The 17,842-nt window shown below is 67.4% G+C and carries 22 protein-coding genes; 8 read left to right on the top strand and 14 right to left on the bottom strand.

Annotated features, from left to right (window positions below; all coding sequences use genetic code 11):
- Window positions 1–356 precede the first annotated feature (356 nt).
- On the top strand, window positions 357–1,040 hold the full coding sequence (locus HCA61_RS22670; protein WP_169690456.1) for a hypothetical protein: 684 nt from the start codon (window positions 357–359) through the stop codon (window positions 1,038–1,040).
- A gap of 22 nt (window positions 1,041–1,062) precedes the next feature.
- Here the strand turns inward: HCA61_RS22670 and HCA61_RS22665 are convergent, their stop codons facing one another.
- Window positions 1,063–1,785, bottom strand: a complete 723-nt coding sequence (locus HCA61_RS22665; protein ID WP_169690455.1) for a hypothetical protein — start codon at window positions 1,783–1,785, stop codon at window positions 1,063–1,065.
- Window positions 1,786–1,851: 66 nt separating this feature from the next.
- Window positions 1,852–2,151 carry a hypothetical protein gene (locus HCA61_RS22660; protein ID WP_169690454.1) on the bottom strand — a complete coding sequence of 100 codons (300 nt, stop codon included), beginning with the start codon at window positions 2,149–2,151 and terminating at the stop codon, window positions 1,852–1,854.
- Between the two features lie 142 nt (window positions 2,152–2,293).
- Between HCA61_RS22660 and HCA61_RS22655 the strand changes: the two genes are divergently transcribed.
- Window positions 2,294–2,605: a metalloregulator ArsR/SmtB family transcription factor gene (locus HCA61_RS22655; RefSeq protein ID WP_169690453.1), complete on the top strand. Its 312-nt coding sequence runs from the start codon at window positions 2,294–2,296 to the stop codon at window positions 2,603–2,605.
- A gap of 33 nt (window positions 2,606–2,638) precedes the next feature.
- Here the strand turns inward: HCA61_RS22655 and HCA61_RS22650 are convergent, their stop codons facing one another.
- From HCA61_RS22650 to HCA61_RS22640, 3 genes are read right to left on the bottom strand one after another with little or no spacing between them, the layout of a single operon-like run.
- Entirely contained in the window at window positions 2,639–3,631 is a 993-nt protein-coding gene (locus tag HCA61_RS22650; protein ID WP_169690452.1) for a hypothetical protein, read from the bottom strand.
- A complete protein-coding gene (locus tag HCA61_RS22645; protein ID WP_169690451.1) occupies window positions 3,628–4,050 on the bottom strand; it encodes a hypothetical protein in 423 nt (140 codons plus the stop codon). Before HCA61_RS22645 ends, HCA61_RS22650 begins: the two co-directional genes overlap by 4 nt.
- Before the next feature lie 35 nt (window positions 4,051–4,085).
- Window positions 4,086–4,682 carry a hypothetical protein gene (locus HCA61_RS22640; protein ID WP_169690450.1) on the bottom strand — a complete coding sequence of 199 codons (597 nt, stop codon included), beginning with the start codon at window positions 4,680–4,682 and terminating at the stop codon, window positions 4,086–4,088.
- A 203-nt stretch (window positions 4,683–4,885) separates the two neighbouring features.
- Here HCA61_RS22640 and HCA61_RS22635 point away from each other — a divergent pair, with 203 nt between their 5' ends.
- Window positions 4,886–5,533: a hypothetical protein gene (locus HCA61_RS22635; protein ID WP_169690449.1), complete on the top strand. Its 648-nt coding sequence runs from the start codon at window positions 4,886–4,888 to the stop codon at window positions 5,531–5,533.
- A 55-nt stretch (window positions 5,534–5,588) separates the two neighbouring features.
- Here HCA61_RS22635 and HCA61_RS22630 read toward each other — a convergent pair whose 3' ends face one another.
- Complete coding sequence (locus HCA61_RS22630) at window positions 5,589–5,969, bottom strand: hypothetical protein (RefSeq protein ID WP_169690448.1); 381 nt, start codon at window positions 5,967–5,969, stop codon at window positions 5,589–5,591.
- The gene (locus HCA61_RS22625; protein ID WP_169690447.1) at window positions 5,966–7,900 is read right to left on the bottom strand and encodes a hypothetical protein; all 1,935 of its coding nucleotides are present in this window, start codon (window positions 7,898–7,900) and stop codon (window positions 5,966–5,968) included. The genes HCA61_RS22630 and HCA61_RS22625 overlap by 4 nt, the downstream gene beginning before the upstream one ends.
- Window positions 7,901–8,161: 261 nt before the next feature.
- On the opposite strand from HCA61_RS22625, the gene HCA61_RS22620 reads away from it, so the two are divergent.
- A complete protein-coding gene (locus HCA61_RS22620) occupies window positions 8,162–8,878 on the top strand; it encodes a hypothetical protein (protein WP_169690446.1) in 717 nt (238 codons plus the stop codon).
- Window positions 8,879–8,924: 46 nt separating this feature from the next.
- Here the strand turns inward: HCA61_RS22620 and HCA61_RS22615 are convergent, their stop codons facing one another.
- The 5 genes from HCA61_RS22615 to HCA61_RS22595 form a co-directional block, all read right to left on the bottom strand.
- Window positions 8,925–9,218, bottom strand: coding sequence for a hypothetical protein (locus HCA61_RS22615; RefSeq protein WP_169690445.1), 294 nt, complete (start codon window positions 9,216–9,218; stop codon window positions 8,925–8,927).
- A gap of 9 nt (window positions 9,219–9,227) precedes the next feature.
- A complete protein-coding gene (locus HCA61_RS22610) occupies window positions 9,228–9,479 on the bottom strand; it encodes a hypothetical protein (protein ID WP_169690444.1) in 252 nt (83 codons plus the stop codon).
- A 195-nt stretch (window positions 9,480–9,674) separates the two neighbouring features.
- The gene (locus tag HCA61_RS22605) at window positions 9,675–11,003 is read right to left on the bottom strand and encodes a DnaB-like helicase C-terminal domain-containing protein (protein ID WP_169690443.1); all 1,329 of its coding nucleotides are present in this window, start codon (window positions 11,001–11,003) and stop codon (window positions 9,675–9,677) included.
- Window positions 11,000–11,641: a hypothetical protein gene (locus tag HCA61_RS22600; RefSeq protein ID WP_169690442.1), complete on the bottom strand. Its 642-nt coding sequence runs from the start codon at window positions 11,639–11,641 to the stop codon at window positions 11,000–11,002. The genes HCA61_RS22605 and HCA61_RS22600 overlap by 4 nt, the downstream gene beginning before the upstream one ends.
- Window positions 11,642–12,180: 539 nt before the next feature.
- Window positions 12,181–13,053, bottom strand: a complete 873-nt coding sequence (locus tag HCA61_RS22595) for a hypothetical protein (RefSeq protein WP_169690441.1) — start codon at window positions 13,051–13,053, stop codon at window positions 12,181–12,183.
- A gap of 249 nt (window positions 13,054–13,302) precedes the next feature.
- Here HCA61_RS22595 and HCA61_RS22590 point away from each other — a divergent pair, with 249 nt between their 5' ends.
- The 3 genes from HCA61_RS22590 (at window position 13,303) to HCA61_RS22580 (ending at window position 15,902) form a co-directional block, all read left to right on the top strand.
- A complete protein-coding gene (locus HCA61_RS22590; RefSeq protein WP_169690440.1) occupies window positions 13,303–14,952 on the top strand; it encodes a hypothetical protein in 1,650 nt (549 codons plus the stop codon).
- 103 nt (window positions 14,953–15,055) lie between these two features.
- Window positions 15,056–15,565, top strand: a complete 510-nt coding sequence (locus HCA61_RS22585) for a single-stranded DNA-binding protein (RefSeq protein WP_169690439.1) — start codon at window positions 15,056–15,058, stop codon at window positions 15,563–15,565.
- Between the two features lie 73 nt (window positions 15,566–15,638).
- Window positions 15,639–15,902 carry a hypothetical protein gene (locus HCA61_RS22580; RefSeq protein WP_169690438.1) on the top strand — a complete coding sequence of 88 codons (264 nt, stop codon included), beginning with the start codon at window positions 15,639–15,641 and terminating at the stop codon, window positions 15,900–15,902.
- Between the two features lie 425 nt (window positions 15,903–16,327).
- On the opposite strand, the gene HCA61_RS22575 is transcribed toward HCA61_RS22580, so the two are convergent.
- Together HCA61_RS22575 and HCA61_RS22570 are read right to left on the bottom strand one after the other, a co-directional pair.
- Window positions 16,328–17,068 (bottom strand): RES domain-containing protein, encoded by a 741-nt coding sequence (locus tag HCA61_RS22575; protein ID WP_206040459.1) that lies wholly within the window; start codon window positions 17,066–17,068, stop codon window positions 16,328–16,330.
- The gene (locus HCA61_RS22570; RefSeq protein ID WP_169690437.1) at window positions 17,065–17,457 is read right to left on the bottom strand and encodes a hypothetical protein; all 393 of its coding nucleotides are present in this window, start codon (window positions 17,455–17,457) and stop codon (window positions 17,065–17,067) included. Before HCA61_RS22570 ends, HCA61_RS22575 begins: the two co-directional genes overlap by 4 nt.
- Window positions 17,458–17,703: 246 nt before the next feature.
- On the opposite strand from HCA61_RS22570, the gene HCA61_RS26700 reads away from it, so the two are divergent.
- On the top strand, window positions 17,704–17,835 hold the full coding sequence (locus HCA61_RS26700) for a hypothetical protein (protein WP_277352057.1): 132 nt from the start codon (window positions 17,704–17,706) through the stop codon (window positions 17,833–17,835).
- The last annotated feature ends 7 nt before the right edge of the window (window positions 17,836–17,842 follow it).

Raw genomic sequence — 17,842 nt, 5'->3', positions numbered from 1 at the left:
TCACGGTGCCCCAAGTACGGCGACACCTGCATGGTCGTGCAGGTGTCGAAGTTAGATTTCGCCTTCTCCATCTCCGCTGACCAGCGGAAGGCCGCTCGACGCCCATGGCGCCAAGCGGCGCGCGATCGGTGGGTCGAACCGAGGTGCCAAGGGCGTTGTTCGGCAGGCGTGCCCGCGGTACGCGATGCACGAGCGCCGGTCAGCGACCCGCTCCGCTGTAATGCCCGGGCTTTGCCCGGCGATGGCTAGGTGCACGGACCAGCAGGTATTCGAGTCGGGGCCTTCGTGGCTTCGTTGTGAAAGCGAAGGTTATGAAGGCGATTGCGGCAGTTGGGCTGATGTCTATGGTCCTGTTGGTGACCGGCTGTTCCAAGGACGGCGATACGAACGCCGCGGCGCCAGCCACGACCACGGCCACGGCCACGGCCACGACGGTTTCGACACCGCCACCGACAACAACATCGGCCACACTCTCGGCGACGCCCTCGACCGAGCCGGAACCTGTGCCCGTCGCCCCGAGCACCACGGCCTCAGCCGAGACCGTCGCAGAACCCTACGTCGTCGAATGCCTGGACGGCACCCCAGGAAAAGCGATGTGGAGCGACGGCACAAAGGCGTTCTCCCAGTGGTGCTACGACCAGCGCGGCGGCGACGAGTACTTCCGGCAGGAACGTGAGGCCAACACCTTCGAGTGCGACGGCACCGTCTGCCGCAACCCCTACACCGGAGGCTCATACCCCGATCCCCAAGCCCAATCTCAGCAGTCGACGGCGGACAAGCTAATCGCGTGGTGCGGAACAGACAAGAACTTCTACAACCGCGGCACGACGTACTACACCGACGGCACCTCGTCCTCATGGACACAGTACTGCGCAGACCAGTTCGACTCGGTCAACAACCCGCCGCTGCCGCCAGGCACGAACGGCGGTGGCGGTGCCGTCGCAGGACCGTGCCCGGCAGCCGACCAAGGCGTCATCACGTACACCCCCGACGGCCGCAAGCAGCAATGCTCCAACGGCCACTGGGTCTACATCGCTTGACATGCACGCGGGCTCGCGCAGGTCAGGGATTGCCCGAATGGTCGAACAACCACCGTTCGAACAGATCCGGGCGCAAATTGCCTGCCTCCTGCGCCCACCGGGCGAGCAGGGAGCAATACCGCTGATACGTCTCGGCCGGCCAACCAGTTTCGGGATGCAATGAGGTCCACCCGATGTCGACCAGAGCGGCCGCAACACGGCTGTCGAGGATCAACGACGGGTGATCCGGTGCACCGGCCCCGGCGAAGTACAGATACTTCGTGAAGAACGCCGGGCCGAGATGGGCGATCGCAGGGGTACCCCGCGGGTAGAGCGTGTCGTAGGCGCTTTCCGGGTCGCGGTGGGACAGCTGCGCCGCCGTGCGCAACGCCAGCGCGGCAACGGAGCGGTCCCAGGACACCGAATCCATCCGGTTGAGAATCTGCCGCACCTTCCCGCCCGCGCCCCACGCGAGAGTGTGCCACAGCAGAGCGAGGGTATCGGTGGGAGAACCCGACGAAGCGGCCGCGAGCGCGAAGATGTCCCCGCGGGTGATGACAGCCCTGCCGTGGTCGACACGTTGCCCGGTGCTATCCCGTCCGACGACGGGTCCTCCAGGAAGGCCACGTTCGTGCAGCGCATCATTCCACCAGGTCAGATTCACGGTGACCGGATGATCGAGGATGACCTGGCGAGGGTGAGCGGATTTCACCCATACCAGGCATGCCTCGGGCGGTTCGACGGTGCTCAGATCGGTCGGTGCCATGGCCTGATCCTGCCCGACCACCACGGGGAATGCGGGATCCGGCTGCCAGTGTCCCCTAGCTGGACCTTATAGGGCGAGTGCGCGGCGTTCGTCCAGGCTCGGCGCCGAGGCGGGGTATTCAGCAAGCATGTAGGCGCGGAACCGTGCCCAGTCCTTGTCGTCGGTGAGCGCCCCGCCCATCCCGTACATCGGGCAGACCTCCTGATAGCAGGACCGGCACACGATGCCGCCCAGCGAGCCTTTGGCGGAGGCGTCGCAGCAGGGGGTCAGGTGGTAGGCGACGCCCGCGTAGGCCACGACGTGGGCGGTGTCGTCACGGTAGATCTCGACGATTCGGTCGCGGCGTTCTGTGGTGGTCTCGGTCATGGGAATACTCCATCGAAAGCTGTATGAGCGGTACATCTTTGAGCGTCCGCGGCGACGTCGACGGTGTTGCACCTGGCGGTGGCGAAGACCGTCGTTACTCTCCGGCGTGCACCGACATCGCCGACTTCGAGGAGCCCCGAGGATGCCCACGCGCACAGTGGCCGCGCCGACCACCGACGAGGATCTGCAGCAGTGGTCCCGCCGATTCGATCTCCTCGCCGATCCGAATCGACTGCGGATCCTGCATCACCTGCATCACGAGCCGGACTTGTGCGTCTCCGACCTGGCCGACGCGGTCGGTATGCGGCCGACTGCGCTGTCGCAGGCACTGCGGCTGTTGCGGGAGCAGGGATGGGTCGCGGCGACACGGCAAGGGCGGCTGATGCGGTACCGGTTGGTAGATGCGACGGTCCACTCGTTGCTGCATACGGTCGGGGCCGACCACCAGCACTGAGTGGCCTTCCCTGCTCCGTCCCCGGATAGCGGTTCAGCCAAGAACCGCGTCGTTCCAGTGCAGGTCGAGTCCTGTACGGCGTCGGCGCATCGCCACTGACGATCCGTACACGGCCAGCCGGCTTGAGTGCCGATCATCATCGTCGGTGCGCAGCACGACGACCGGAATGCGGGTGACGTGCCCGGTCGAACCGGGAGGCCGGACCCGCTCGATGGACGTGTGGAGGATCCCCGCGGCGATCAGGTGTCGCACCACGAGCGCCACCCGGCTGAACAGATCACCCCGCCGGTCGTACACCGGCACATCGAAGCTGAACTGGCCCTCGCGCTCGTGTGGATCGCCCGCCTCGGGGGCCGCACACACCTGCGGGTGCAGACGCTCGGAGTCGAGCATCAGGGCGGGCAGGGCCGCACCCCCGTACGCGCGGGCGGCGGCGTCCGCGCGGCCTGCCTCATCAGCGGTGAGGGTGTCGTACGTCGAGATCCAGTCGGCGACGCGGAACCCTCCCCCGTCGGGCCACCAACTCAGCGCGTGGATGGTCTCGGTCGCGGCGTCGTCACCGTCGGCGGTGACCGTGAACGGAGCGGAGAAGGTCAGGTGGGCCTGCATGTACGGCATCTCCTCGGCCTGCACACCGAGCGCTGCGACGTCGTCACTGGTCAGCGCGTGTGCGGCAGCGACTGCGACAGCACCTGCGGCCGGTGAGGCGATGAGCAGCGGCATCTCGGCCAGTCGATCGGCGCGATCGGTCAGCCACTGGCCGACCATCGGCATCTCCGCGCCGGCAGCGAGGTCGCCGGTGGGCACGGCGGCGACGTAGCCGTAGGCGTGAGCGAGCCAGGCCGCCAAGCGCACACCGGTGGACTGCAGATCCGGATTCCAGGCCGCGGCCAGGTCCACCTCGACATGGGAGCGGAGCGCGGCTGCAAGGCGGTTCCGCAGCCACGCGACCGCTTCGACATGGTCGGTGACCGCGCTGGCGGCGGCGGGTCGGGCGTCCCAGGTGGGAAGCGCGTGCATGGTCATCGTGGGTGAGCTCCTCGATTCGGAGGTTGGACAGCGTCCGGGACGGCCGGACGCCTGAGCAGGGGGGTTGTTGTGCCGGTGGCGAGGATGCGGCGCTGGCGGGTGATGTCTCGGGTGCTCGCTTGGTGGGCAAGCACTACTGCGGCGGCGAGGGCCGCGAACAGCACGGTGAAGGCACCTACGACGAGGGCCACCATGGTGAACGGGAAGCTGGCGTCGGTCCACGTGAGGGACCAGACGGGATCCCCGGCACCATCTGGTGCGGCGAGGCGGTCGAGGCGGTAGGCCACGCGCATGAGGATCCATCCGACTGTGGCTCCGGTGAGGGCGGCCGCGGCGATGGCTGTGGCGGCGACGGCGTGTGGGGAGGCAGGACGCAGGACGGTCATGGTGGCGGCGACGGTAGCTGGCGGGTTCACCGCTTCACCGCGTCGGTCGCTGCCTCCCGGATCGGTTACTGGCCCGCCGGTCCGAACCGGTGTGTCACGTAGTTGCCGCCACCGCCTTCGTAGGTGGTGTCTCGGTTGTATTCGTCGTGACCGACGATCACGCCGCTGGTACCGCGGGTCCAGGTGACGTCGTTGAGATACGCCAGTACAGCCTGATACAGGCCGGTGACGGCGGCGAGGTCTCGGGCGTGGTTGTTCTGGGGGACTTCCCAGTGGAGGGTGCGTCCTTCGAGTGTCAGGCCGAACTCGCTCTCTCCCCATTCGCGGGTCCGAGCGTTGGGGATGGGAAACGCGGCGGCGATGACCGCTCGGGTCGGCTTGCGTCCGCCGTTGGATTTGACGATGGACTGTGCGCGCATCCGGGCATCGGCACGGCGATGCGTGTGCACGTCGTCGTACGACACCGGAATCGACACTCCGAAGGGGATCGCGGCAACCCGCTTGACCAGGGGCAGGGCCTTGACGTCGTTCCACACAGCGTCGATTTCAGCCACGACGAGTGCCCTGTAGGTGATCGCGGAGGCGTTGAGTGCCTTGCGTAGACCGGGCACCGCGGCCGCTGGCAGGGTGATCGTCCCGGCCTCCCATTCGTAGCAGCTCATCTCTCGAAATCCTCTCGTGCGCTGGTGGATCGGACTCTTCGATCGTCTCCGGTGTTGCAGACCGTAATCGCCACACGAGACGCCGGCACCTGTGGGGCATCACGAGGGACAGCACTGCGCTCGCCGACACCGCACTGCAACACCGCCACCACAGCCTCCGAACGATCGCTGGTGTCACCGCACATCGACCTGGGAGGTTTCCCGTGACCCCGTTGACGATCAGCTACGAGCGTTGCGTACTCAACGCGCTGCTCGATGACCCCGACTCCTCGTTCACCGAGCAGTTCGCGAACCTCGACTTCCACGACGCCGAGGACGAGCGCACATGCCTGGAATATCTGCGGTCGCTGCTCGAGTCGCTCACCGAGTACGCGGCGTGGAAGTCCAGCACCGAGGCGCGTGTGAGCGTCTACGGCGAGTTCACCTGTGACGGCGAGGGGTTCCCTACAGGAAACGGCCTGACGATGCAGGTCTTCCTCGATAGCTTCGGCATCTGCGATGTCGGGATCGACTCGGTATGGCAATTGCCGCTGGGCGAGGAGTTCACTGTCTTCGATCTGATCGACGGCACCGTCGCCTACTTCAACGAGCTGGTCCGCAGGTTGACCGGGCTGCTGTGTCCACCCCCGGCGCGGTCGCTCGCACTGTCGGTGTTCCCGCCCGATGTCGTGTGCAGCGAAGCCACCGAGGATCCTCACCTCAGCGACGTCGAGCGTGCCCGGCTGCGCGCGGCGACCGATGAACAGGTCGCCAACGCGATCGACCAGGCGTGGCCTGCCGTGGAGGACCGTTGGTACGCGATCCATGACGAGCTGCAGCACGCGGCGGTGCGCGCCCTCGTGCACGAGTAGAACACGCCCTTGGGCGGGAGGGCGGGGCCAACGGGCGACGTCCTCTCACCCGGGGTCAGCGTCGGTTCGGCCGGTCGAGGTCGAGATACTGGCGTCTGGCTTCCTCGACCAGCCAAGGGTAGGCCCGCGCAATCTCCACGAGCACCCGCTTCTTGATGACGGTGCCGGCGATGTCGGACAGCTGTTGCCCGCCACTGCTGCGGACGCCGTTGCGGTGCGCGTCGTAGTTCGATCCGATGTGCCGCAGCCAATTCACGCACAGCCGTTTGAGGAACGCTTCGCTCGAGGTTGTCTCGGCCGGACGCTTGCCGGGCGCGAGGCGGGCGTTGTAGTGCGCGATCGCGCGGCGGACGAGCACCGGCGGCGCGAGCTGGACGACCTGCACATCGACTCGGGTGGCCGCGGTCATCGCCTTGGTGTGGTCAGGCGGGGTCATCGCGTGATCTCCGGGGCCGGATTGAATGCGACTGCTGCCTGCTGCGCGAGATGGTCTGCGGTGCCGGAGTCCTTGGCGGTCGCGCAGGAGCGTTTGAGGACCACGCCATCGATGTCGAGGACGCAGGTGACGTGCATGTCGGTGCCGGTCCCTGACACGCTCGCCGGGGTGAGCCCGCGCCAAGCCTGCCGTTGGGTACTCATGGTCACTCCCCCCTGCGGTGCCCGCGTGGTGCTCGTCGGTGGGGTGGTCGGGGTTCGGGACGTCGAGGCCACCGGTATCTCCTGGGCGTAGCTCGGCGGCCCGGGGTCGGGTCCGGTCTGGGGAATGACAACGATGGTCCGCACCAGGTCGTCCTTGGTGGACGGGCAGCGCTGGTTGCTCGCGCTGATGTCCTGCCACACCGATTCGCGGTCGTCGCGACCGACAATCGCTGCGGTGACGATCACGTTCGTGGTGGCGGAGGGGTCGAAGTTGTCCCAGGACGTCGCCTTCGCGCCGGCCCCGGCATCGGCGGTGGTGTCGTCGGAGACGAAGATCCGCGAGGACTGCCACCGCATCCCGTCCGCCTCGGCGCCGGCCGCCGGCCGGGTGCCACCGCACGCCAACGATCGCGCATCGGCGGCGGACAGGCTTCGGGTGGTCGCGTTGGTGGCATCAGCACCGTCCGTCCACGACCGAAGGCTCATGCCGGGGATCGACTGGTTGGCCGGAAGGACCGATGCGGCGACGTTCGGCAGCTCCTGCTCGCGAAAGTCCGGTGCGCCGGTCATCGCTGCCGACAGCGCCAGCCCGCCTGCGACGGCGATGACCACCACGCTCGCGCCGACACCACCGAAGAGTGCGAGGGTGCGTTTGGAGATTCCGCCGGGCGCGGGTTCGTCGTCCGCGTCGGTGTCGGTGATAGGGCGGGGTCCCGGATCGTCGGTGCTGTCGATCGCTGCAGCGGCGAAGGTGAGGGCACCGCGGCACAGCACGTGCTGGGGATGAGCCATGACCTTCACGAGGCCGTGAACCCGCGCAGCGGCGGGTACGGCCGGGTCGTAGGCCAGTCCACCGCTCAGCATCAGTCGGTGACTGATCGGTTCGGTGGCGTTCTCGTCGAGCCGCGTCAGCAGCTCGCTGAATCGGTGGGCGAAGTACTGTGCGCCGGTCGCGTCAACGTCCTGTTCGGACAGAGTGATCCGTCCGACGGGCCGGGGCAGGTGGACGGTGACGGCGTCGCTGTCCGCGAGCGCTTCTCGGGCAGCGCGTACCCGGGGGACGCCGGCGAAGCCCCATCGGGCATCTAGGGCCTGGTCCGGGAAGCCGGCGTCGGTGAGTGCGTTGGCGAGGAGGAATCGGTCGAAGATGTCTCCGCCGCTGTCTGATTGGGCACGTCCGATGATCCGTGGGCCGCGCTCACCACCGACGACGGCGATCGCTGACAGGTCAGTGGCTCCGCAGTCCACGGCAACGATCCCGGCGCCGACCGGCAGCGCGGGGAGGGCGTAGGCGAGGGCCTTGTCGGAGGGGATGAGGGTGACGGTGCGGGTCAGTGCAGCATGCACGATCCGTTGGAAACGGCGCCGCAGTTCAGGGGTCCACGTCGAGGGCACGACGAGCACGATCTTCGGGGTCGTCCCGAGCTGGGCGATGGCCGTCTCCAGCACCGGGCGCAGCAGCAACCCGGTCAGGGACTCGATCGACCAAGACACTCCGTCGATGACGAGGGACGGCACGTCGAGGCGGTCGACCAGCGGTCCGAGCTGCGCCAGCGTCACCGGGTCACCATCGCGGGCTGGCCGAGGTTGCCCGGCCTGCACGACCAGCCGTGCCGGCGGGGTGGTGGTGCCACCGATCGCGAGCGGGGTCACACGGCCGCTGGTGTCACGGACGGCCGCGGAGAGCGTGCACGCTCCGACATCGATGGCCAGGACAGGGTTGGGCATGCGGCCGATGATCGCGGTTCGCTTCTCCAGCTCAGTGGTACTCGATCTCACGCGCGCTGATCAGGGTGACAGCGGACTGGAGCGGCACGTCGAGGCGTTGGCCCGGGTTCTGCAGCGCCGCCGTTCAACCGTCCGCCGCGGCCTGATCGGCTTCCCCTCCTGGGGGCCGGACACGCTGTGCGCGATTCGGGCACCGGGAAGTGGAGAACCAGGCGGGCATGCTGCCCGGAAATCTTCTTCCGAACCCTTTGAGGACCACCTGTGAGCACTCGCCCTGGACCGCGGACCATCACCACGGTCATCCTTTTCGCCCTCGCGGTCGCTGGCTGCAGCAGCACCGACAGCGACACCAGCACTACCGAGGATCTGCGCGGGAACACCGTCACCGCGCTCGACTTCCCCCGCACCGTTTTCGACGGATGGGAGATCACTGATCCCGCCGAACGGCCGATCTCGGTGATTCCGGCGATTGTCGCTGCGGCTGGGACAAGCGATGGCCTGGTCTACTCCCCCGCCGAGTGCGGGCCTGGTGGCGACCGTGGGGTTGCCATGTGGGCGACCGCACGGGGCGGTAACAGCTGGGCCGGACAGGTAGGTGAGAACCCCCACACCGGGCGGTCCTTCAGCACCGCCATTGCCACCGCGACCGACAACAGCCTGAACGCCGTCACGGACTTTGCGCAGACCTGCTCGCGGTACACCGTGACCAGCGACGGGAAGACGGTCGACATCATCACCGAGGTGACCAACGAGGAGCCGTTGAAGTACGGGTTGTCCGATGCCCGCCTGTTCACCACCACCGCCACCATCGGTGGCTCACAGTCGGTCCACTCGACGCTGACGGGCGTCGGGCACAGCGACGGCCGTGTCCTCACCGGTCAGTTCACCACCACCGGCCGCATCGAAGGCGCCACGATCAATGTCGCCGGCAACTGGTGGAACATCATCGCGACGAAGGCGTCCACGGCTGCCAACTAAACGCTGGCGGCCCACGTCAATGCAGGGCCGGAGCCTCCTGACCCGATCACTTGCCGTCAGGGCGAACGGGCTGCAGGCGTCCGAGTCGACTGGCCAGCTGGAGAGGGTGGTCGAGAGCATCGTCGACGTCCTCGAGCGCCCGGTCGACGGTCGAGAGGCCGTCCAGGACGCCGGCGATCGCGTCCCCCGCGGTGAGCGCTTCACCGAGGTTGTCTACAGCGAGCTCGTGGGGTTCGAGGTCGGCATACTCGCGGGACAGGGCGACCAGGGTTCGGCGAAGGTCACGAAGCTGCCCGAGGGCATCTCTGGTGCGTTCGTACAGGTCGGCAGGGTTCGTCATCACGGTCTCCTATTCGGGATCGACGCTGTGCCACCCCTGTGGCGACTGGGGTTTGGCCGCGAGACGTTCCCTGCGGTCTACGAGCCACTGCTTCTGCAGCGCCTCCCGTTCAGCGTGGATCTTGGGGAGTGCGACCATCTTCCGCTTCTTCTCGTCGTACCGCTTGCAGGGGTAGCGCTTCGGCTCCTTACAGACCGGGCAGGTGACGTCGGCCCGGGGCGACTTCTTGGCACGCTTCACCCGGACGACAGAGCCGCCCATGCTCGTGCCCGTTGTTCCCTTGTGGTGTCGCACTCGGCAATCTTCGCAGGTGGTGCCGCAACTTAAGCCGCAGGTGAACGGGTACGGTGTGTTGGCAGATTCTCGCCGATGAGGCGGCTCCTTCTCTGCTATCGCGGCGTAGAATGGAGAGTGATCGCGAGGAGGATCGCGGTAGAAGTGCAACGTCGATGGGTGTCACCCTCGACGCATGGGTTCGTCTGTACTTGCGAGATGTCCGTGCCAGGCCCTTTCGAACTGCGCCTGTGCCGCACCATGCCTATTTTTCAAGATCAGACCGGTGATTTCGTCGGCGGTCGCCATCCCGATCTGCCCGTCGATCGCGTGTGGCCGGTGCAAGGCCAGGACGATGTCGGAGTCCTCTTCGATGGAGCCGGACTCCTTGAGTTCATCGAGGCGCGGCAGTTTGTTCGGGTCGGCCGCCGCGCGGTTGAACTGTGACCCGATGACGACCACGACCTCGAGCTCTCTCGCCAGCAGCTTGAGTGCTCGGGTGAATCGACCGATCTCCTCCGCGCGGGTGATCGCGCCGCGGCCGCCGCTTTCGGACTTCATCAGCTGCAGGTAGTCCACGACGATCAGCCGCAGTTGCCGACCGGTCTCGGCGAGCGCGGCCTTGGCGGCAGTGGCTGTGCGGCGGATCTCGGACACGCTGCCCGCGCGGGTGTCGATGTAGAGCGGCCACTGGGAGATCTCGGAGATCGCTCCGGAGACGCGGTCCCACTGGTCGTCGTCGAGGCAACCTGGCTCGCGGAGCTTGTTGAGTTCGACGCAGGCTTCGGCGGAGATCGCTCGCTCGATCATCTGCTGTGCGGACATCTCCAGCGGCACGAACAGCACGCCGTGCCCGTCGCGGCACGCCTGGCGTGCCCAGTCCATCATCACGACTGTCTTGCCGGTGCCCGCGCGGCCGGCAACGGTGACGAGGCTTCCTGGTTGCAGGCCGAGGGTGATCTCGTCGAACCGCGACCAGCCCGTGCGCAGCCCGGCGGGCACTTCCCCGTTGAGGCGCTGGTCGAGCAGCGCGAAGTACTCGTTGACCTGGTCGCTGATCGACGGCAACAGCTGGGCGGTCGCCGAGGTAGAAGCGAGCGCGTCCATCAGGAACGCCCGGTTGGTGTCGAGATCCTGGCCGTCGTCGAGCGCAGCCGCGGCCTGCTGCAACGCCCGCCGTCGCGCGTCGACCGCGGCCCGGTCGGCGATGCGAGCGACGTGATCGGTTGGTGTGGTTGAGGTGAACGACTCCTGCACGGCGGCGGCGAGTGCGTCGAATCCGCCGATTGTGGTGAGGGTGTCAGCGTTGTCGAGGGTGACCATGACGGTCGACAGGTCGACGGTGCCGATGTCGGCGGTGCGGGCGATTGCGGTGAAGACGGTGCGGTGGGCGGGGAGGGTGAAGGCTGCGGGGGTGAGCCGACCGAGGGTGTCTGTGGTGAACCCCGGGTCGTCACCGCGCAGCATAGTGCCAAGAACGATCCGCTCGGACAGAACCACTGCGGTGCTCATCGCAGCGCCCCGGTGCGGCGCAGCAACTGCTCGTGCAGGGCCTGGATCTGTGCGGGTAGTGGGCCGGGGTCGCGCAGGGTCGGCTCGGGGAAGTGCGTTCCGGGGGCATCGATCATGCGGACGCGGATGACTGCGCCCGGGCGATCGAGTGCCCAGGCATGGGTGTGACCGGGCCGGGCGTAGGTCTTCGCCTCGGCGCCGTACACGAATCGCGAGTCGTCGACGGCGAGCTTGAATCGTTTGTCGAACGCCTGGGTTGCCTTGCCGCCCTTGTTGGCTCGGTCATTCGGGGACAGCGCGTCCTGAACGGCCCGCAGGAGCTTGTCGCGGTCCGGCGGTTGCATCGCGGGGATCCGCGGCAACTCCCCCGCGACGGCCGGCGCGATGCGGGTGGTCTGGTCCTCGAAGCTGCGGGGAAACGGCATCGTGAACGCGACATCGATCAGGGCGGGGCCGTCGATCGGACGCCACTGGACACCGAGTTCGCGGAGCGCTTCACCGGTGATGTTGTCGCGCCAGGCGTACATGGTCGGGTCGGATGCCTTCACCCTGCCGGCAGCGACTGCGACCATTGAGCCCTGCGACTTCGGGTCGCCGTGCACGACAAGCCAGATGGTGCGATCGACTCGGCCAGCCATTCCCCCGAGCGCTTCGTCGGTGAGGACGGCGTCGCCACGGTGGTCGTCAGCGCTCGTGGTCCTACTCGCGGGGGGACGCCGGCGAGTCGGTCTCTGCGGCGCGGGCGATCGCGTCGACGTTGGGCTATCGCCGAGCAGGCTTCGCCCGCACCGACGGCACGTCGGGCCCGCCGCGACGAGCCAGTTGCAGCCCGGGCAGATCACACGATCTCCTCTGTCGAGGAGTTCCTGAGCGGAGAACTGGGTCATGGCTCGGGACCGTACTTTTGCGGTTCTCCGGAGTTCGGGACGTCGGTGACTCGAACGACCGGACCGGTTTCTGGATCCGATGGGGTCATCGAGGTCTTGGGCTTCTCGCGGCAAGCGCGGCTACGGAAGGTCGACGCATGGCCGGCCGGGACGTGCCATCACCGCAGTTCAGAGCGCCTTCTCAAGCACACGAAACTCACAAAAATGCCGGGACGCGGAGGCCTTTCCCCGCCCCGGCATCCAACGACAGGCCGACGCCAGCCACCCGGCGGACGTGTCATCTGTACAGGTCAGAACCTTTTCTGCGGTAGCTCGTCGTACGCATCGAGCACCCCGGTCACCGAGTCCGCGACGTCACCGAACACCGGCTCGATGGTTTCGACTTCTGCTGCGGCGGCGGACAGTCGACTCATCTGCTCTGCGTCACGGCGCGCGCGCAGCTCGCGCATCACCTCCAGTTCGGCGCGGCGCGCAGGCGCGGTCAACTCCATGTCCAGAGCCTCGACACGGCTCACCAGGCCGGTCAGGCGGTCCGCCCCGGCCCGTAGGTGCGCCAAGCACCCGTCCAGCGCGGCGCGAGCCCGCTCGACCTGCTCTCGGTACTCCAACCCCACCGGTGCAGCCTCGAGAACGTCGTGGAGCCGCGTGCCGGTCTTGAGGTGCCGGGCGAGATCCCACAACGCTGCATCGAGATTCGCCTCGGCCAGCCAGCCCTCCCGATAGGCGAGAGATTCGCCGATGATGTCGGCGGCGTTGACTGCCAGGCGGAAGGCGTCGGTGAACTCCTGCGGCGCGGCAGTCAACGTCTCTCGGGTCACCGCACCACGCTTGACCGCACACCTGCGTGCGATGCCCAGGATCAGACGGCCCACAAGAAACACCATCACGCCACAGAACAGAATGAAAGACGCCCGCCCCATCGCATGACCCGACGAATACTCATTCGCTGCGGTGACAATGACCGACAGCAGACCCAGCGCCGCCACGCACAGCCCGACCAGCACCACCACCGCGCCGCTCCCCCGCGCCACGCGCAGAACTTTCGTGTTCGCGGACGGCCCGAGTATCACCACGTCCTGGAGCTCCAGGATGCGCTCGTCGATGCTCTTGTGGCGGTTCGTCCGCCACAGTGACGGTGCATTGTCGTCTCTGCTGAAGTTCATGTCTCCCTTGTTGGGCCCGTGTCCGGCCCCGGACGTGTAACGGTCAAACAAGACATCGCTCGCACGATCGTGACTGTGACATGCCCTGCCGGCACAGATGATCGCGCAGGTTCGGCATGGATGGAGAACCGGCCGATCAGAATGGCGGGCACCGGCGTAGGCGACCAGCAACGCAACGACTGAAACACTGTCGGTGAGCGTCTCTAGCGTTGCAGTCACCAGTTCACGACGAGCCACCAGGAGAGCTCAATGTCCACCACCGTGTCCCGCCCTGCTAACGGCGTCGCTCGCTTCGTTGCCTACGACCGCAACCCGGTTCGGATCGGTAATCCGGAGGATGGCACCGCGATCTCGGTGCGTGCGGAGACGTTCGTCGAGGAGTACGCCTCGATCGCGATCAAGGAGTTCGTCGAGAAGTCGAACGGCGACGGCTTCGACACCGTGTACGTGAAGTTCGATGCCACCTCGACCGGTGCGCAGGGCATGAAGCATGACTTCGGTGCCTCCGCTGAGCCGGGCGGCGCGCTCGCAGCCCGTCTGCGCAAGGCCTTCGAGACCAGCACGCCGGTGTACGTGGCGATCGAGACCCGTCGCCGCAAGCACGTCGAGAACAAGCGTGACGAGCCGATCGACCCGCGGACCCCGATCCACGCGCTGCGCGGTGCGAGCGGTGAGTCGCTGTCGGGGCAGCCCCAGGCAACCAAGGCGAACTGTGTGAAGGTCATCGTCGCGGCTGGTTCCGTCGACGATCACGCTGACACCGCGATCGCCTCGGATAAGGACCTGCGCTCCGACATCAGCGAGTGGACTCAGCTGCGCGGCAACAAGCTCGGCGATCTGCCGCCGGAGGGCTGGCGGTGCCTGGTGGCCGACGGCAAGCGCACCGGTGGCATCACCACGTCCGGCCCGAAGGGGGGCGCTACGGATGTCGATGCGATCGCCGAGGCTATCGCCGGGAGGATCGCCGGCGCGAAGGGAGCTCCGGCCCGCTCGGGGCAGCCCGCCGCCAGCGTCGTTCGTGGTCGACCTGGTCTGGTCGCGGAGGCGAAGGCCTGGGAGTCGCTCAACAGCGATGGTCGCCCGAACATGGGCTCGTACCTTGCTGCGAAGCTGCGGGCTACCCACCAGTCGGCCGTGTACCTGTTCCAGGACGCGCTGACCGCGGTCGAGGAGTCCGAGCAGCCCGAGCTGACCGAGGAGAAGTCGCTCGAGCACGTGTGGCAGCTGACGGAACTGCTGTTGTGGCTGGCCGACCAGGTGCAGAAGTCCGTCGTTGGCGCGATCAACCGGAACGAGGCGTCCCACAAGGAAGCGGGCCAGTGGGTACAGCAGGTCATCCAGACTCGCTACCCGTACGCGATCGAGCACATCACCGATGACGAGGCACGCCGCGCGTGGTCGCTGGCCGTCGGAAAAGCTGCCACGGAGGACTTCTCACGTACGCAGCGGATGATGGCGACCTACCTGGGAATCGACTTGGGGCCGGCAGATTCACCAGTCCCGCAGCGAGCCCAGCCGCAGGCGCAGCAGCCGGGCGAGAACACCACCGAGCAGCCGCAGAACCAGGGCGACGCCCCGGCGCCCGCGCAGCAGCAGCCGACCAGTCAGCAGCACCCCGAGCAGGAGCAGCAGCGCCCCCGTCCGCTGACCGCCGGTGAGGACCCGGACGCGGTCACCGCGTGGAAGAACCTCGCAGAGGCGTGCGGGATGGGCGAGTACATCGACGACCTGCGGTTCATCCTCAAGGCCACTTTCAAGGTGCCCACCGGCGTGCTGGGCGAGATCGAGGCCAGCGCCTTCACTCGCCAGGTCGCCCAGTGGGCCACCGACCCGATGGCATTCCGCCAGCAGGCGGGCCAGGCCTTCAACAGCGACCCGGAGAACCGAAAGGCCAGCTGACACACCGCTTCCGGGCCGGGGTGGCTGGACCTGAAACACCAGCAACCCCGGCCCGGAAAGCTCGACCCCACTAGCACCGCACCACCAATCGAAAGGCACCACCATGGCAGGCGACACCGTCATCACGATCGTCGGCAATCTGACGGCCGACCCGGAGCTGCGATTCACCCCCGCGGGTGCTGCAGTCGCGAACTTCACCGTCGCGTCCACCCCGCGCAACTTCGACCGGCAGTCGAACGAGTGGAAGGACGGCGAGGCGTTGTTCATGCGCTGCAACATCTGGCGCGAGGCTGCCGAGAACGTCGCCGAAACGCTGACCCGGGGCTCGCGAGTGATCGTGCAGGGACGCCTCAAGCAGCGCTCGTACGAGACCCGTGAGGGTGAGAAGCGCACCGTCGTCGAGCTCGAGGTCGACGAGATCGGTCCCTCGCTGCGTTACGCCTCCGCGAAGGTCACCAAGGCCAACCGCAGCGGCGGCACCGGGGGCGGCTTCGGCGGAGGCCAGTCCAACTCCGGCGGCGGCGCGCCGTCCGACGACCCGTGGGGCAGCTCCCCGCAGAACGGCAGCTTCGCCGGCGCCAACGCCGGTGGCAGCGACGAACCGCCGTTCTGATCCGACCATCCACTACGACGGCGGCAGGCGCCATTCCCGGTGTCTGCCGCCGTTTCACATTGAGGGAGCAGCCATGACACACACCGCCGACACCGCCACCGACTCCGGGTGCCCCCGCTGCGGGGACCCAGGCCCGGCGCTACCGGAGGGCGTCGACGACGAGGACGGGCAGACCTGGTTCGCCGACGGCGACATCAGAGTCGACAACACCGGGAGCTGGGGACCAGCCGTGTACATCCACGGCACCGAGACCTCCGCCAAGTCGCTCCGCGCGGAGGCGAGGGAGATGCTGGCCGCCGCTCGGGCCGTAGAACTCGCCACCAAAAGCCGCAGGTGAAAGACCCAGCGGACAGACAGCACCGATGAGCGAGCCCCGGTCCCCCAAGGAGATGACCGGGGCTCGCTTCGCTGGGGCGATTGTCAGCGCTGCGCTTCCCCGCCGCGCTTGTACAGACGCGCTTGTGCGCCGAAGAACAGCACAGCGATCAGACCTGCTGTGACCATGGGGAAGCCGGTAGTCCACGGGATTTCGGGTTGGAAGATCAGGACGATCCCCAGGACCGCAAGCAGTGCTCCATAGATCGTGAACCGTACGTCTCGTACGGTAGGTGAGTGCCCTGTCGACCCGCGTCCTGAATTCCTGTTGGTTCGTCATCGCCCCTCCACGATCGGTTCTGTCTCTCTCGTTCTGATGTCGGTCAGGAACCTATCCGCCGAATGTGACAGGAGTTGTCGTCGGCAGCCGCTGTGCCGCCGGGTGATTCAGTCGTCTTCCCAGACCAGATTGTGCAGTCGCATCGCTTCGATCAGGTCGGGGTCGTGCTCCTCGACGGGGCCGTAGTCCAGCACCATGACGTTCTTGCTGACCGGTCCGTCGCCGGGACGCTCGTACAACGCCCAGAGCACCAGTCCGTCACCGTGTCGAGATTCGAACTGGATGCCGGCCACCGGCTCTCCGTCCGGATCGGAGAGAGCGTTGACCCACTGGGAGATCGCCTGGGTGAGCGCACGAGGCCGGCCGTCGCGGATCGCCGCAGTGTCGAGGTCGAGGAGCCCGTGCCGGATCGCGTGTGCCCGGAAGGCGGTCCGCAGGGTCGCCACCGACTCGGCGTCGCCGGGCACCACGAACCATCCACCGATCGCACCGCTGCCGGTGACCCGGCTCGACATCCACGACCGCGGGACACGGCCCGGCGCGATGGTGGGGAACTCCTCGTCGTCGTCGATGTCGTCAAGCGCGGCGCTGAGCTCATCGCTCTTGCGGGCGTAGGCGAGGACCTCGAGGTAGCAGGCCAGGCGGGTCGCGCCGACATACAGGGTTCGCCACACCCCCGCCGGATCATCCCAGCGGCCGGTGAAGCGGCCGTCGGTGGCGAACTCCCACGGTGTCCATTCCCATGAGGTCGGTGGGTGGCCGACGCGGTACGCGGCAGCCCCCTGGACCTGGGCGCAGCAAACGTCGCCACGCGGGGTGGTGACCAGCGTTCGATCAGGTGCGTTCATCCGACCGCCGCGAACTGACGGGCAGCGGCGAGGACCTTCGGGCCGACGTCGGGAAGATCTCCCTCGCGCAGCAGCAGCGCCGGCGGCCGGTCGTCGAGGATCGGGTTCAGGCCCTGGAACCACGTCTGGGCCACGGCCGGGGTGTCGCGTTCGGCGATCAGGCGGGCGGCGCGGTAGGCGATGCGGAGGCGTTCGACGTCGGTCTCGTTGTTGATGGTGCGGGTTCCCTCGGCCCACTGGCGGACGGCGCGGGTTTCCTTGACCTTCCCGAGGTACGCGACGAGCTTGGCGCCGAGTAGCTCACGTAGCGCTGTGACCAGTTCCGATTGGCTCATGCGGGCGGCGTCGTTGTAGGCGGCGAGGTCGGGTCTTGGGTGTGCGGTTGTCATAGCAATCCACCTCCTAATCACAGGATAAATCACAACGCCAATGCCGTCCAGATTCCCGCCCGGGCCGACGGGCTCGCCGGGCAGCGCAGGCGAGCCGGCGGCCGGGCGGAGGACCGAACCGAAGGAATCGCCCGATCGCAGGAACCATTCCGACTTGCCGCGCCGCTTACCGCGCTCCATCGCGGAAGGAGCGGGGGTGTTCGTTCGTCTGTGGAACCGGACCGGCCGTCGCTGCGTCCAACGGGCATGACCGACGACGAGCTCGACCTCATCGCGGAGCGGCACCTCGACGGCCTGCCGCCACGCTCCGACGAGGAGGCGCAGGTGTACGCGGCGCTCGATCGGGTCGTTGAGGAGTTGCGGGCGCTGGGACAGTGAAGCGGGC

It is taken from the genome of Rhodococcus sp. HNM0563, from assembly GCF_012726195.1.
Classification (GTDB): Bacteria; Actinomycetota; Actinomycetes; order Mycobacteriales; family Mycobacteriaceae; genus Rhodococcus.
The sequence above is the reverse complement of the archived record's forward strand: the minus strand, read 5'-3'. Positions and strand labels throughout refer to the sequence as shown.